This window comes from Pseudomonas sp. GW823-FHT06B06 (genome assembly GCF_058795195.1).
Genome location: NZ_JBXAHO010000072.1, coordinates 1 through 14858 on the forward strand (window position 1 = coordinate 1; position 14858 = coordinate 14858).

The 14858-nt window shown below is 61.5% G+C and carries 9 protein-coding genes; 8 read left to right on the forward strand and 1 reads right to left on the reverse strand.

What is annotated here, in order from left to right; all coding sequences use genetic code 11:
* Window positions 1-301: 301 nt before the first annotated feature.
* Window positions 302-1345, reverse strand: coding sequence for an AraC family transcriptional regulator (locus AC1Q8Q_RS31325; protein ID WP_168757894.1), 1044 nt, complete (start codon window positions 1343-1345; stop codon window positions 302-304).
* A gap of 355 nt (window positions 1346-1700) precedes the next feature.
* Here AC1Q8Q_RS31325 and AC1Q8Q_RS31330 point away from each other — a divergent pair, with 355 nt between their 5' ends.
* From AC1Q8Q_RS31330 to AC1Q8Q_RS31365, 8 genes are all read left to right on the forward strand, one after another.
* A complete protein-coding gene (locus tag AC1Q8Q_RS31330; RefSeq protein ID WP_020800027.1) occupies window positions 1701-2267 on the forward strand; it encodes an RBBP9/YdeN family alpha/beta hydrolase in 567 nt (188 codons plus the stop codon).
* Between the two features lie 127 nt (window positions 2268-2394).
* Window positions 2395-4398 (forward strand): DUF1302 domain-containing protein, encoded by a 2004-nt coding sequence (locus tag AC1Q8Q_RS31335; RefSeq protein ID WP_492615937.1) that lies wholly within the window; start codon window positions 2395-2397, stop codon window positions 4396-4398.
* Window positions 4399-4439: 41 nt separating this feature from the next.
* The gene (locus AC1Q8Q_RS31340) at window positions 4440-5798 is read left to right on the forward strand and encodes a DUF1329 domain-containing protein (RefSeq protein WP_020800025.1); all 1359 of its coding nucleotides are present in this window, start codon (window positions 4440-4442) and stop codon (window positions 5796-5798) included.
* 112 nt (window positions 5799-5910) lie between these two features.
* Entirely contained in the window at window positions 5911-6999 is a 1089-nt protein-coding gene (locus AC1Q8Q_RS31345) for a WD40/YVTN/BNR-like repeat-containing protein (RefSeq protein WP_489328061.1), read from the forward strand.
* 16 nt (window positions 7000-7015) lie between these two features.
* On the forward strand, window positions 7016-9535 hold the full coding sequence (locus tag AC1Q8Q_RS31350; protein WP_492615938.1) for an efflux RND transporter permease subunit: 2520 nt from the start codon (window positions 7016-7018) through the stop codon (window positions 9533-9535).
* 6 nt (window positions 9536-9541) lie between these two features.
* Window positions 9542-11320: an acyl-CoA dehydrogenase C-terminal domain-containing protein gene (locus AC1Q8Q_RS31355; RefSeq protein WP_492615939.1), complete on the forward strand. Its 1779-nt coding sequence runs from the start codon at window positions 9542-9544 to the stop codon at window positions 11318-11320.
* 19 nt (window positions 11321-11339) lie between these two features.
* Window positions 11340-12983 (forward strand): fatty acid--CoA ligase, encoded by a 1644-nt coding sequence (locus AC1Q8Q_RS31360; RefSeq protein WP_492615940.1) that lies wholly within the window; start codon window positions 11340-11342, stop codon window positions 12981-12983.
* 314 nt (window positions 12984-13297) lie between these two features.
* On the forward strand, window positions 13298-14623 hold the full coding sequence (locus AC1Q8Q_RS31365; protein ID WP_020800020.1) for an OprD family porin: 1326 nt from the start codon (window positions 13298-13300) through the stop codon (window positions 14621-14623).
* The last annotated feature ends 235 nt before the right edge of the window (window positions 14624-14858 follow it).

Consider the following 14858-nt stretch of genomic DNA (forward strand, 5'->3'; position numbering starts at 1 on the left):
GCAAGAGCCCTTGGTTACTTGGGGCTCTTCCAAGTGACTCGCTGTAAAAGCGAAACCCTAAGTGGCCGTTACCGCAGGAATGGATATGTACACCTGAAAGAAATTGGTCCGCTGTCAGGCCGCCTTCGCGAGCAGGCTCGCTCCCACAGTAGATCGGGTACAACCGCAAGCGACTGGTCCGCTGACAGGCCGCTTTCGCGAGCAGGCTCGCTCCCACAGTAGATCGGGTACAACCGCAAGCGACTGGTCGGCTGTCAGGCCGCCTTCGCGAGCAAGTCCGCTCCCACAACAGGCGTGATAATCAGGAGGGCTTGGGTGGGGCTGCATCCGACGGGGCTTTTGCCGAACCCTGCTTTTGCGCGCGCCACGTCGCCGGAGGCATGCCGAACTGGCTGATGAACCAGCGCGTAAACGAACTCGCCATTGAGTAGCCAAGCATGTCGGCAATGCGACTGAGCGAGTAATTCGGGTTGTCCAGGTAACGCAGCACCAGGTCGCGGCGCACGTCGTTGATCACATCGTTGAAGGCACATCCATCATCCTTGAGGCGACGTTGCAGCGTGCGCACGTTCATGCCCTGGCTCTGCGCGACCTGTTCGATGGTGGCACGGCCCATCGGCAGCAGCAGGTAGATGGCCTTGCGCACTTCGAACAGCATCGAAGTGCCTTGGTGGCTTTGCAGCGAATCGAGGTAGCTCTGGGCATAGCGCGCCATGGCAGGGTCGGCGTTGGGGTTGGTCATGTCCAGGCTGGCGCCGGCGCAGACGATGCCGTTGAACTCACTGCCGAACTCCAGGGTGCAGCCGAACAGGCGGCGGTGCAGTTGAAGGTTGTCGGGGGCCTGGTGGGTGAAGTTGACGCTGTAGGGGTGCCAGTGTGAGCCGAGCAGGGCGGCGCACAGGCGGAACATCACGCCGATGGCCAGCTCGGTGGCCTGTCGACAGGGCATCGGCGATTCGGTGACCACCTCTTCGCGAATGATCACCATCTTGCCGGCCTCTTCAATGAAGATGGCCAGCGAGTCATTCATCAAGTGCCGGTAATGCACCACCACCTGCAAGGCATCGCGCAGCGTGCGCTGATGGCTGAGCAGCAGGCTGACCACGCCGAAGTCCGAGAGCTGGCGTGATTCGGCCATGCTCAAACCGAAGGTCTGGCAGCCGCTGGCAGAGGCTGAATCCTCCAGCAGGCGCACGGCGGAATCGATGGGGATGCGATGTTCCGGGGCCTGCAGCAAAGCCCTGGACAAGCCAACGCTGGCCAGCAAATCGCGTGGGTTGAACCCCAGGTATTGGGTGACCTCCAGGTAGTTGGTCAAGACGGCGGCGCGAACAAGCTTGGTCATGCGAAGGTCTTTCCTGGGCCGATTGCAATTCAATTGAGCGTGGCGACTATATCCAGCGCATCAGCAATTGCAACAGTTGTTAAGTGAGCGATTGCACCCGCCCATTGCTGTCCGATTTACCACTCTTGAACCTGCCTCATCGAGGCTCACCCATTGATTACAGTGACCCGCACAGAACTTGCTGAGATTTTCGACCGGTGGTCGCACCGCGCCATCACCGAAACGTTTGTCATGAAAAGAAAAGTGCCTGACGTCCAATGAAAAGCGCCTGGGGTGGGCGCTCTTTAATGTCAGTCCTACAAAAAGCCCCTGGCGACAGAGCCAGTCGAGTCATCGAGAAAGCGTAGGTGTTGAAGTGGACAAACTGCAAACTGCCGCAACCGTTCTGATCGTACCGGGCCTGCGTGAGCACGTCGCCGAACATTGGCAGACGTTGCTTGAAGCCAGGCTGAGCAAGGTACGTAGCGTGCCGCCGCTGGAGGCCGACAAGCTCGATTGCAACAAACGCGTGCAAGCGATCCAGCATGCACTGGAACAGATCGACGGGCCGGTGATCCTGGTCGCCCATAGCGCCGGTGTCCTGATGGTCGCGCACTGGGCCGCGCAGCACAGCCGGCCGATCAAGGGCGCGCTGCTGGCCGCTCCACCTGACCTCGATGCCCCTTGGCCGTCTGGCTACCCATCGCCTGAAACCCTGCGTAGCCAGGGTTGGGACCCTCTACCCAAAGGCCCGCTGCCATTTCGCAGCCTCGTGGCCGCCAGTACCAACGACCACCTCGCCAGCCTGCAAGCCGTTACGCACCTGGCCGAAGGCTGGGGTAGCGAGCTGCTCAACCTGGGCGATGTCGGTCATCTCAATCCTGCTGCCGGGTACGGGCACTGGCCGCAAGCCGAAGCCCTGATCCTCGAGCTGGATCGCTAGTTCAGGCGCCGGTTGGCCCGCGCCATCCGGTATCCGCCCCTATCCTGAAAAACGTAAACCCCTGGAACAAGGGGTTACGCGGGGCCTGCTGCGCTTAAAACAAATACAAAAAGGCGGAGACAACGCTATGCACCACAACAAGAGTCACGGGTTCACCGCTTCACGCTACACCTTGCTGGCCTCGGCCATTCTCGCGGCAACGGTGCCGACGGCCCATGCGGTCGAGATCGAGACAGGTAACCCGGACTGGAACGTTCGCGTGGATAACACCGTCAAGTACAACTACGGCGTACGCACCGAAAGCGCGGACAAACGTATGTTGGGCACGCCCAACAACAACGACGGCGACTACAACTTCCGTAGGTCTGGCACCAACATCACCAACCGCGTCGACCTGTTGACCGAGATGGACGTGGTCTATCAGAACCACATGGGCTTTCGCGTAAGCGCCGCCGGTTGGTACGACAAGGCCTACGAGAACACCGGTTCCAATTCCAACCCGTTCGTCAACGGCAACGGTTCGACCTCGGGCCTGATCGCCAACGACCCGCGCCTGGCCGGGGTCACCAATGACAACGTCGGCAACGGCAGCCCGCACCTGAGCAACTATGCCCAGCGTTACTACACGGGTCCGTCCGGCGAAATCCTCGACGCCTTCGTGTTCTACAGCACCGAAGTGGGCGAGGAGTCGATGCTGAGCTTCAAGGCTGGCCAGCACAACGTGTTCTGGGGCGAGACCATTCTCAATCCGGTGCATTCGATCAGCTACGGCCAGTCCGGCCTGGACCTGGCCAAGCTGGCCGCGTCGCCGGGCACCGAAGCCAAGGAGCTGTTCGTACCGCGCAATCAGCTGTCGATGTCGTTCACCGTGAACCCTGAGTTGACCCTGGCGGCCCAATACTTTCTCGACTGGGATGAAGCGCGTCTTCCAGAAGCCGGCACCTACTATGGCGGCTCCGACCTGGTCGGTTTCGGCGCAAAGTCGTTCCTGCTGGGTAACACTAATGCTGTCGTGCCTGGCAGTCCTCTGGGTTGCGGCCTGGCGCCGTGCAACGGCTTGACCAACGTGCGTCGCGGGCACGACCTGACACCGGACAAGCGCGGCGACTGGGGCCTCATGGCCAAGTGGTCGCCAGCCTGGCTGGACGGCACCCTCGGCGTCTACTACCGCGAAACCTCGGAAATCCTCCCGCAAGCCTGGCTCGATGCCCGTGGCCTGAGTTCGGCCAACCCGAACGGAACCCGGCCAGCCGGCCAGGTGCCCGCGGTCATCAATACGCTCAACTCGCTGAGCACCGCCACCTATCAGATGGCCTATGCCGACAACATCAAGATCGTTGGCCTGAGCCTGTCCAAGGACGTGGGCGGGGTGAGCGTGGGCTCGGACCTGAACGTCCGGCACAACATGCCGCTGGCCAGTATTCCAGCCGTCGTCAGCACCACCAGTCCCCTGGGCCTGGGCCAGGGGCTCGGCCTGCTGCCGGCGCGCACACCCGGAACCGGCGTGATCTATGACACCCCGGAAAAGGGCGACAGCATGGCCGCCACCGGCGACACCCTGCACTGGACGGTCAACGGTCTGATGACCATGCCGAAAACGCCCGTGTTCGATTCGGCGACCCTGCTCGCCGAGTTGTACTACAGCAACTTGCTCAAGCTCGATAGCAAGAACGAAGCGCTCTACAAAGGCAAGGGCACTTACCACGGTATCGATCAGCCGACCCGTGACAACTGGGGCATCGCGGTCAACTTCACACCGACCTGGTACCAGGTGTTTCCCGGTGTCGACCTCAACGCACCGATGTCCGTCAACCTCGGTCTCGATGGCGTTTCACCGGTTTCCGGTGGCGGTGCCAAGGACACCGGTAACTACGCAGTCGGCCTCGGCGCCGTTGTGTACAACAAATACTTCGTCGACCTGAAATACGTGGACTCTTTCGGCAAGGCCGACAAGTGCAATGTCAGTGGCGTGAGTACTGGCCCGACCGGAGGTGACGGCGCTGCGCCGAATGCCTTCAGCGGCAACGAAAACTACGCCTGTTACGCCGGTGGCTATTCGTCCTTTTCCGGTGGTGGTGCCACGACTGAGGACCGTGGCGCTGTGTACCTGACGATGAAAACAACCTTTTGATGCACCACTGATTTGCTCAATGCAAGCAGGAGAATAACAAGATGAAATTCGTGAAAACCGTGTTGGCCGCTTCGCTGGCCATGGTCCTTGCCGCCCAGGTACAGGCCGCTGTTTCAACCCAGGACGCTGCCAAGCTGGGCACCAGCCTGACCCTGGTGGGCGCCGAAAAGGCCGGCAATGCCGATGGTTCGATTCCGGCCTACAACGGTGGCCTGACCACGCCGCCAGCCAGTTTCAAAGCCGGTGACAGCATGCGCCCGGACCCGTTTGCCAGTGAAAAACCGCTGCTGGTGATCGATGGCAAGAACGTCGACCAGTACAAGGGCATGCTCACCGCCACCACGGTGGAACTGGCCAAGCGCTTTCCGACTTTCCGTGTCGACGTGTTCCCGACCCACCGCACCGTTTCGCTGCCAAAAGCCATCCTCGATAACGGCGTGAAGAACGCCAGCGGCGCCAAGTCACTCGAAGGCGGGTTGGCCATCGACAACGTGCTGCCGGGCGTACCGTTCCCGATTCCGCAATCGGGCAACGAAGCGATGTGGAACTTCCTCTTGCGTTATCAGGGCGTGAGCATCAACTCCAAGTACGACTCCTGGAACGTTGACTCCGCCGGCGTGCCAAGCCTGGCCACCACCGGGCAGGCGTTCATCTCCTATCCGATCTACGAGAACCTGACGCAGCCGATCAGCAGCGCCGATGTGTACTACCAGATGAAGCTGTCCTACACCGGCCCGGCACGTCGCGCCGGCGAGGCGGTAATGCTCAAGGACGCGGCCAACCCGCTGCAGCAACCACGCCGCGCCTGGCAATACCTGCCGGGGCAGCGTCGGGTGAAGCTGGCGCCTAACCTGGCGTACGACACGCCGAACCCAGGGACTGCGGGTGCGGGCACTTATGACGATGTGTTCGTGTTCAACGGTGCGCTGGATCGCTACGACTGGAAGCTGGTGGGCAAGCAGGAAATGATCGTGCCCTACAACACCTACAAGCTGACCTACGCCCAGGATCCGAAGTCGCTGACCACCGCCAATCACCTCGCACCAGACTTCGTGCGCTGGGAAAAACACCGCGTATGGGTCGTGGAAGGCAACCTCAAGGCCGGTGCCCGGCACATCTATGCCAAGCGCCGCTTCTACCTCGACGAAGACAGCTGGAGCGCTTTGGCCTCGGATCAGTATGACGCCCGTGGCCAGCTCTATCGTGGTTCCTTCGCGTTCCTCAGCCAGAGCTATGACAAGCAGGTGCCGGACTCCACGCCTTTCATGATCTACGACCTGGTCGGTGGCTCCTACAACATCAACGGTGTAGTCGGCCCTTACGGCGGCATCAAGTACATCGATCCGCTCTCCAAGGCCCAATGGTCGTCGGAATCCCTGGCCGGCAGCGGCATTCGCTAAGCCAACCGCAAAAATGTGCCCGCGCGGTCGACGCTGATCGTCGCGGGCGCCAGGTTCGAACGTCGGGCACACGGCTGTGTGTCCCGGCGCGGTTTTCCGAAGAGGACGCGGTATGTGTTCGTATAAGAATTTCAAGCACGTGGCGTTTGGCCTGGCGCTCGGCCTGTTGCAGGGCGTCACCCACGCAGCCGATTACGTTGATGTGCTGGACCTGCCTGCCAGGGTCAGTGCCTTGGCCAGCAATAGCCCGCTGTCCGGCATGGCCCGCGCCGGTGAGCGCGTGATCGCCGTTGGCCAGCGCGGCCATATCCTGTTTTCCGATGACGCTGGCAAGCACTGGCAGCAGGCTGCCGTACCGGTCAGCGCCGACTTGACCGCCGTGAGTTTTTCCGGCCCCACCCAGGGCTGGGCGGTAGGCAATGACGGTGTGGTGTTGCACACGAGCGACGCTGGCGCGACCTGGAACAAGCAACTCGACGGCCGCCAGATCGGCAACTTGCTGGTCAAGCATTACACGGCGCTGGCCAGTGCCGAGCCGGGCAACGAACAGTGGCCGCTGCTGGTCGCCGAAGGTCAGCGACTGCTGGAGCAGGGTGCCGATAAACCGCTACTCGATGTGTGGTTCGCCAATGACCAAGTCGGCTATGTGGTCGGCGTGTTCAACCTGATCCTGCGCACTGACGATGGCGGCATGAGCTGGACGCCGTTGCAGGATCGCACCGACAACCCGCAAGGCTTGCACCTCAATGCCATCGCCTCCACTGGTGACAGCCTGTACATCGCCGGCGAACAAGGCCTGTTGCTCAAATGGGATGAGCAGGCTCAACGCTTCACCGCCGTGGAGACGCCCTATCAGGGCAGCTTCTTCGGTGTCATCGGCAAGCCTGGCGAAGTGCTTGTCTACGGCTTGCGCGGCAACGTGCTGCGCAGTACCGACGGCGGGCAGAGCTGGACCCCGTTGGACACTGGTCTGCACATCAGCATTACCGCCGGCCTCGTCGATGCCCGTGGCCATTACCGCCTGTTCACCCAGGGCGGGCAGATGCTGGTCAGCCAGGGCACAGGTGCGCACATGCACCTGGTGCAGCAACCGGCACGCACCCCGGTTGCCGGTGCCACCCAGTCCGCCGACGGCGCATTGGTGGTAGCGGGCAGCCGTGGCGCCCAGGTGTTAGCCGCCGATCCAGCCCTCGAACCCTAAGAGCGAGACCCCAGACATGGGCAATATCAAACAAGACGCCATGCCGGTGATTCGCGAGCTGCGTGATTTCGACCGCCGCTCCGGCAACCTGCTCGAACGGCTGGTGTTCAACTACCGTCCGCTGTTCATGCTGCTGATGGCCTTGGCCACCGTGGTCCTGGGCTTCATGGCGGTGACCCGCCTGGAACTGCGCCCCAGCTTCGAAAAAATGATTCCGCAGAGCCAGCCCTACATCCAGAATTTCCTGGAGAACCGCCAGTCGCTGCGCGGCCTGGGCAACTCGGTGCGGGTGGTGGTCGAGAACACCCAGGGTGACATTTTCGACCCTCAGTACCTTGACGTACTCAAGCAGGTCAACGACCAGTTGTTCCTCACTGAAGGCGTCGACCGTGCGTGGATGAAGTCCTTGTGGAGCCCGGCGGTACGCTGGACTGAAGTCACCGAGCAAGGCTTCCAGGGTGGCCCGGTGATGCCTGATACCTATGAGGGCAAACCTGAGCAAATCGAACAATTGCGCCAGAACATTTCCCGCGCCGGCATCGTCGGCAGCCTGGTCGCCAGCGACTACAAGTCGAGCATGCTCGTCGTACCGCTGCTGGACAAGTCCGCCGCAGGTGGCCAGCGCATCAACTACCATCAGTTCTCGCAGATGCTCGAAGAGCAGTTGCGCGACAAGATCGAATTCGCCGGCGACAGCGCGGCGCGTAAATCCGGGGAAGAGGGCAAGGGCCCGTACAAGGTGCGGGTGATCGGTTTCGCCAAGCTGATGGGCGACCTGATCGACGGCCTGATCCAGGTGATGATGTTCTTCGGGCTGGCCGTGGTCACCTCGCTGATCATCATCTACGCCTACACCCGTTGTGTGCGCAGCACCTTGTTGGTGGTCGGCTGCTCGCTGATCGCGGTAGTCTGGCAACTGGGCATCGTCGCCTGGCTGGGCTACGCCATCGACCCGTACTCGGTGCTGGTACCGTTCCTGATCTTCGCCATCGGTGTGTCACACGCCGCGCAGAAGATGAACGGCATCATGCAGGACATCGCCCGTGGCACCCACAAACTGATTGCCGCGCGCTACACCTTCCGCCGCCTGTTCATCGCTGGCGTCACTGCATTGCTGGCTGACGCCGTGGGCTTTGCCGTGCTGATGCTGATCGACATTCCGGTGATCCAGGACCTGGCGATCACCGCCAGCATCGGTGTCGCGGTACTGATCTTCACCTCACTGTTGCTGATGCCGGTGGCGCTGTCCTACATCGGCGTCGGCCGCAAGGCGGCCGAGCGTGCGCTGAAAATCGACAACCGTGCCGAGCACCACAAGGGCTTCGGCAAACTCTGGGACCTGCTCGATCGTTTCACCACGCGCAAGTGGGCGACGGGCGCCGTGCTGGTCGCGGTGCTGATGGGCATTGGCGGCTTCACGGTCAGCCTGCAACTGAAGATCGGCGACCTTGAAAGTGGGGCGCCGGAGTTGCGCGCCGACTCGCGCTACAACCGCGACAACGCCTACATCACCAGCCACTACGCGCTGTCCAGCGACCTGTTCGCGGTGATGATCAAGACCGCGCCGGAAGGCTGCCTGAACTACAAGACCCTGATCCTCGCCGATCGCCTGGCCTGGGAGCTGCAGCAGTATCCGGGTGTGCAGGCGACGTCCTCACTGGTCAACGCGGTACGCCAGATCACCGCCGGCACCTATGAAGGCAACCCCAAGCTCAACAGCATCCAGCGCAACCAGGACGTGCTGAACTATGCCGCGCAGCAAGCCTCGGTCAACTCTCCGGAGCTGTTCAACAACAACTGCTCGCTGATGCCGGTGATTGCCTTCCTCAAGGATCACAAGGCGGAGACCCTGGATGCCGTGGTGGCGATCGCCGACAAGTTCGCCAAGGAAAACAGTACTGACGATCGCCAGTTCCTGTTGGCGGCCGGCAGTGCCGGGATCGAAGCGGCCACCAACATCGTGGTGCGCGAGGCCAACCGTACCATGCTGCTGTACGTCTACCTGGCGGTGACGCTGTTCTGCCTGATCACTTTCCGCAGCTGGCGCGCCACGCTGGTGGCGCTGCTGCCACTGGTGCTGACTTCGATCCTGTGCGAAGCGCTGATGGTGGCCATGGGCATCGGCGTGAAAGTCGCGACCTTGCCGGTGATCGCCTTGGGTGTGGGGATCGGTGTGGACTACGCACTGTATCTGCTCAGCGTGCAATTGCACTTCCAGCGCCAGGGCCTGCCACTGTCCCAGGCCTACCGCAACGCCGTGTCGTTCACCGGCCGGGTGGTCGGGCTGGTGGGCATCACACTGGCCGCCGGCGTGGTGTGCTGGGTCTGGTCGCCGATCAAGTTCCAGGCCGACATGGGCATCCTGCTGACCTTCATGTTCCTTTGGAACATGCTCGGCGCGCTGATCCTGATTCCGGCCCTGTCGTACTTCCTGCTGCGTGAACGGGCACCGCAACCCGGTGCTGTTGCGGCAGCCGAAATCATTGAATCCACTGAACGTCCCGGCATGCCCCATGCCGTGACCACTTCCGAGTAAGTCAAGATGTCTGATTACAAAGCTCCCCTGCGCGACATGCGCTTCGTCCTCAACGAGGTCTTCCAGGTGTCCCGGCTGTGGGCCAGTTTGCCTGGCCTGGCCGACGTGATCGATGAAGAAACCGCTGCCGCCATCCTCGAAGAAGCCGGCAAGATCAGTGGCGAAGTCATCGCACCCTTGAACCGCGCGACGGACGAGCAGGGCTGCACCTGGAGCAACGGGTCGGTGACCGCACCGGACGGTTTTGCCGAGGCCTATCAAGCCTTCGCCGAAGGCGGTTGGGTTGGGGTGGGCGGTGATCCGCAGTACGGTGGCATGGGCATGCCCAAGGCCATTTCGGCCCAGGTCGAAGAGATGGTCAACTCGGCCAGCCTGTCGTTCGGCCTGTACCCGATGCTGACCGCCGGCGCCTGCCTGTCGATCAAGGCGCACGCCAGTGAAGAACTCAAGGCGCGTTACCTGCCGAACATGTACGCCGGCACCTGGACCGGTTCCATGTGCCTGACCGAGGCCCATGCCGGCACCGACCTGGGCATGATCCGCACTCGCGCCGAGCCCCAGGCCGATGGCAGCTACAAGGTCAGCGGCAGCAAGATTTTCATCACCGGCGGCGACCACGACCTGACCGAAAACATCATCCACCTGGTACTGGCGCGACTGCCCGATGCCCCGGCAGGCCCAAAAGGCATCTCGCTGTTCCTGGTGCCCAAGGTGCTGGTCAACGCCGACGGATCGCTGGGTGAAAACAATGCGCTGTCCTGCGGCTCCATCGAACACAAGATGGGGATCAAGGCGTCGGCCACCTGCGTGATGAACTTCGACGGCGCCACCGGCTGGATCGTCGATGCGCCGAACAAGGGGCTGGCGGCGATGTTCACCATGATGAACTACGAGCGCCTGGGCGTGGGCATCCAGGGCCTGGCGCAGGGCGAGCGTTCCTATCAGAACGCCGTCGCCTATGCTCGTGATCGCTTGCAGAGCCGTGCACCTACCGGCGCGCAGAACAAAGACAAGGCCGCCGATCCGATCATCGTCCACCCTGACGTACGGCGCATGCTGTTGACTATGAAGGCCCTGAACGAAGGTGGCCGTGCGTTCTCCAGCTACGTGGCCCTGCAACTGGACATCGCCAAATACAGCGAAGACCCGACAACCCGCACGCGTGCCCAGGAACTGGTGTCGTTGCTGACCCCGGTGGCGAAGGCATTTCTCACCGACATGGGCCTGGAAACGACCCTGCACGGGCAGATGATTTTCGGCGGCCATGGCTACATTCGCGAGTGGGGCCAGGAGCAACTGGTGCGCGACGTGCGCATCACGCAAATCTACGAAGGCACCAACGGCATCCAGTCCCTGGACCTGGCCGGGCGCAAGATTGTCGGCAGCGGTGGGGCGCTCTACCGCCTGTTTGCTTCGGAAATCCGCAACTTCACCGCCAACGCCAGCGCCGAACTTGATGAGTTCACCCAGCCGTTGAACGCCGCCGTGGACACCCTCGATGAACTGACCGCGTGGCTGCTGGATCGGGCACAGGGCAACCCAAATGAAATCGGCGCGGCCTCTGTCGAGTACCTGCACGTGTTTGGCTACACCGCGTACGCCTACATGTGGGCGCGCATGGCCAAGGCCGTCGTCAGCGGCGATGCCGAGGACGATTTCTACACCAGCAAGCTGGCCACCGCGCGTTTCTACTTCGCCCGGTTGCTGCCACGTATCCACTCGTTGAGCGCATCGGCCAAAGCCGGAAGCGACTGCCTCTACGAGCTGCAAGCCGACCAGTTCTAAAGGACAAGGAACCTTAATCATGATGGCGACAAAAATAATTCCACCCGCCGAAGGCGCCTATGCCTATCCCTTGCTGATCAAGCAATTGCTGCTGTCCGGGGTGCGCTACGAACCGGGTCGGGAAATCGTCTACGCCGACAAGCTGCGCTACAGCTACCAGACCCTCAACCAGCGCATCCGCCGCCTGGCCAATGCGTTGACTGCGGCCGGGGTCAAGGCCGGGGACACCGTGGCCCTGCTTGACTGGGACAGCCACCGCTACCTGGAATGCTTCTTCGCCGTGCCGATGATTGGCGCGGTGCTGCACACGGTGAACATTCGCCTGTCGCCGGAGCAGGTGCTGTTCACCATGAACCACGCCGAGGATGACCTGGTGCTGGTGCATGACGATTTCCTGCCGCTGGTCGAGCAGATCCAGGGGCGGCTGACCACGGTCAAAGGCTTTGTGCAGCTCACCGATGACCAGGCATCCGATACTTCATTACCCGTGCAGGGCGAGTACGAGCAGTTGCTGTCGCAGTGTTCGGACCAGTATGACTTTCCCGATTTCGACGAGAATTCGGTAGCGACGCTGTTCTACACCACCGGCACCACCGGCGACCCCAAGGGCGTGTATTTCACCCATCGCCAGTTGGTCCTGCACACCTTGAATGCCGTGGGGACATTGGGCGTCTACCAGGGGACGCCGCTGCTGCGTTCCGATGACGTGTACATGCCGATCACGCCGATGTTCCATGTGCATGCCTGGGGCGTGCCTTACGTCGCTACCCTGATGGGCATCAAGCAGGTGTACCCCGGCCGCTACGAACCCAATAGCCTGGTCCGGCTTTATCAGGAGGAGAAGGTGACGTTTTCCCACTGTGTGCCGACCATCCTGCAAATGCTCCTCACCTGTGAGCAAGGCAAGTCCGCCGATTTCAACGGCTGGAAAATGCTCCTGGGTGGCAGTGCGCTGCCCTTGGGTCTTGCCAGCGAAGCCAGTGCAAAAGGCATGGTGGTGCACGCTGGCTACGGCATGTCGGAAACCTGCCCGCTGCTGTGCCTGACTTACCTGCGCGATGAAGACCGCAAGCTATCGGCCCAGGCGCAACTGCCGACACGCATCAAGACCGGTACCCCGGTGCCGATGGTCGACCTGAAAATCATCGATGCCAGTGGCAATGACGTGGTCCATGACGGCGAGTCCCTGGGCGAGATCGTGGTGCGCGCGCCCTGGCTGACACAAGGCTACTTGAAGGAGCCGCAAAAAGGCGCCGAGCTGTGGCAGGACGGCTGGTTGCACACTGGCGACATGGCTTCCATCGACCCGTTGGGCGGTGTGGAAATCAAGGATCGCATCAAGGACGTGATCAAGACCGGCGGGGAGTGGATCAGCTCCCTGGAGCTGGAAAGCCTGATCAGCGAACACCAGGCGGTGCTGTCGGTCGCGGTGGTGGGCATTGCCGATGAGCAATGGGGAGAACGGCCCATGGCCCTGGTGGTGTGCGAGCCGGGACAGTACCTGGACCGCAAGATCCTCGAGGCGCACCTGCAAGGGTTCGTCGAGATCGGCCGGATCAATAAATGGGCGATTCCCAAGCAGTTCAAGTTCGTGGCTGAGATTCCCAAGACCAGCGTTGGCAAGATCAACAAGAAGCTGATCCGGGAACAGGCGCTGGCCTGAGCAGCCGTGACGCGCAACACCCTGTAGGAGCGAGCATGCTCGCGAGAAACCCGAGAACACCGCGGGGTGTCAGGTAGCCAGCGTCATCGTTGACGACCATCGCGAGCATGCTCGCTCCTACAGGGGGCCTTCGGCACGTCCGATTTCGATGAAAATCCCCCTGGTCGTTTTTCAAAAACCATGAGGTTGCGTACCTCATTGCGACAACTCTTATCCCTCTACGGAAATTACTTTCATCTCGTTTGAAGTTCGTGCCTCGAAATGTTCTAAGAGTTTCACAAATATTTCGACGTGACCCTCTTGAGGAGTACCGCATGTTCAAACGAGCAATTCCCGCCGCCATCCTGTTGTTCGGCGGTTCGATCGGCGCACAGGCAGCAGAGCCTGGCGCACGCGGCTTTCTGGAAGACAGCAAGGCCAGCCTTTCCATGCGTACCCTGTACTTTAACAGCGATAACCGCGACGGCAGCGCAGACCCTTCCAAGACCGAAGAGGCGGCCCAGGGTTTTGTGCTGCGTTATGAGTCGGGATTCACCCAAGGCACCCTGGGGTTCGGGCTTGATGCCCAGGCGTTGCAAGGGATTACCCTGGACAGCGGCGCCGGTCGCCACGTCGGCAGCGGCATGATTCCCTCGAAGGGCGACGGTGCGGCCGATGCCTGGAGCAGCTTCGGTCCCACGGCGAAGATGCGCATCGCCAAGACCGAACTGCGTTACGGCACGTTGTTGCCGAAGCTGCCGATACTGCTGTCCAACGATGCCCGCGTGCTGCCGCAATCGTTCACCGGCGGCCAGGTCACGTCAAAAGACATCGATGGCCTGACCCTGACCGGCGGGTTGCTGGAGCACGCAGTCGGTCGTGCCTCGACCGATCGAACCGGCCTGTCGGTTGCCGGTGGTACCCGGGACAGCAACAAGTTCTATTTCGCCGGGGGCGACTACGAGGTGACCAAGGCGCTGAAGGCACAGTACTACTTCGCGCAGTTGGAAGATTTCTACAACCAGAACTTCCTCGGCCTGACACACAGCCTGGCCATCGACAGTGCAAGCGCCATCACCACGGACCTGCGCTATTTCCGCACCACCTCCAGCGGTGCCAACAGCTCCGCCGCAGGTAGAGCTCAAGGCTATCGCGTCTCGGGTTACACCGATGACAACAACGGTGAAATCGATAACGACACCTGGGCTGCCATGGTTACCTATACCAACGGCGGCCATGCCGTGGCGCTCGGTTACCAGCAAGTGGGCGATGGCAGCAACTTCGTCCAGCCCAACCAGGGCAGCCTGGTGGATAAAGGCGCGGGTGGTGGCAGCGTCTACTTGCCCACCGATCGCATGATCCAGAGCTTTGCCCGCGCTGGGGAGCAAACCCGTTTCGGTCAATACACCTATGACTTCGCACCCCTTGGAATCCCGGGCCTGAAGGCGTCAGTGGCGTATCTCAAGGGCACGGATATCAAGGCGCAAAACGCTGCGGACCAGTCTGAGTGGGAGCGTGATATGACGCTGGACTATGTGATTCAGTCGGGTTCGCTCAGGGGGCTTGCCTTCAGCGTGCGCAATGGCAAGTCGAACACCGATGCCGGGCGCAATGTTGAGCAGAATCGCTTCATCATCAACTACACCCTGTCGCTGCTGTAACGCCCGTTACGCACTCACGGCGGAATGAAACCCTTGTAGGAGCCAGGCTTGCCGGCGATGGCGTCCTGGCGGCCAATGGGGGTTTGTGACTGAGTACATATCCATTGCTTCGGTAACGGCTACTTAGGGTTTCGCCCTTACGGCGAGTCACTTGGAAAAGCCCCAAGTAACCAAGGGCTCTTGCCCCTGGCGTTCGGTGCCTCGCTAAGGCTCGGCATGCCCTCGCTCCGGTCCT

Excerpts from the sequence above, each read along its gene's own strand:
- AC1Q8Q_RS31325 (WP_168757894.1), bottom strand. The coding sequence starts at position 1,345 with ATGACCAAGCTTGTTCGCGCCGCCGTCTTGACCAACTACCTGGAGGTC.
- AC1Q8Q_RS31335 (WP_492615937.1), top strand. The coding sequence starts at position 2,395 with ATGCACCACAACAAGAGTCACGGGTTCACCGCTTCACGCTACACCTTG.
- AC1Q8Q_RS31340 (WP_020800025.1), top strand. The coding sequence starts at position 4,440 with ATGAAATTCGTGAAAACCGTGTTGGCCGCTTCGCTGGCCATGGTCCTT.
- AC1Q8Q_RS31345 (WP_489328061.1), top strand. The coding sequence starts at position 5,911 with ATGTGTTCGTATAAGAATTTCAAGCACGTGGCGTTTGGCCTGGCGCTC.
- AC1Q8Q_RS31350 (WP_492615938.1), top strand. The coding sequence starts at position 7,016 with ATGGGCAATATCAAACAAGACGCCATGCCGGTGATTCGCGAGCTGCGT.
- AC1Q8Q_RS31355 (WP_492615939.1), top strand. The coding sequence starts at position 9,542 with ATGTCTGATTACAAAGCTCCCCTGCGCGACATGCGCTTCGTCCTCAAC.
- AC1Q8Q_RS31360 (WP_492615940.1), top strand. The coding sequence starts at position 11,340 with ATGATGGCGACAAAAATAATTCCACCCGCCGAAGGCGCCTATGCCTAT.
- AC1Q8Q_RS31365 (WP_020800020.1), top strand. The coding sequence starts at position 13,298 with ATGTTCAAACGAGCAATTCCCGCCGCCATCCTGTTGTTCGGCGGTTCG.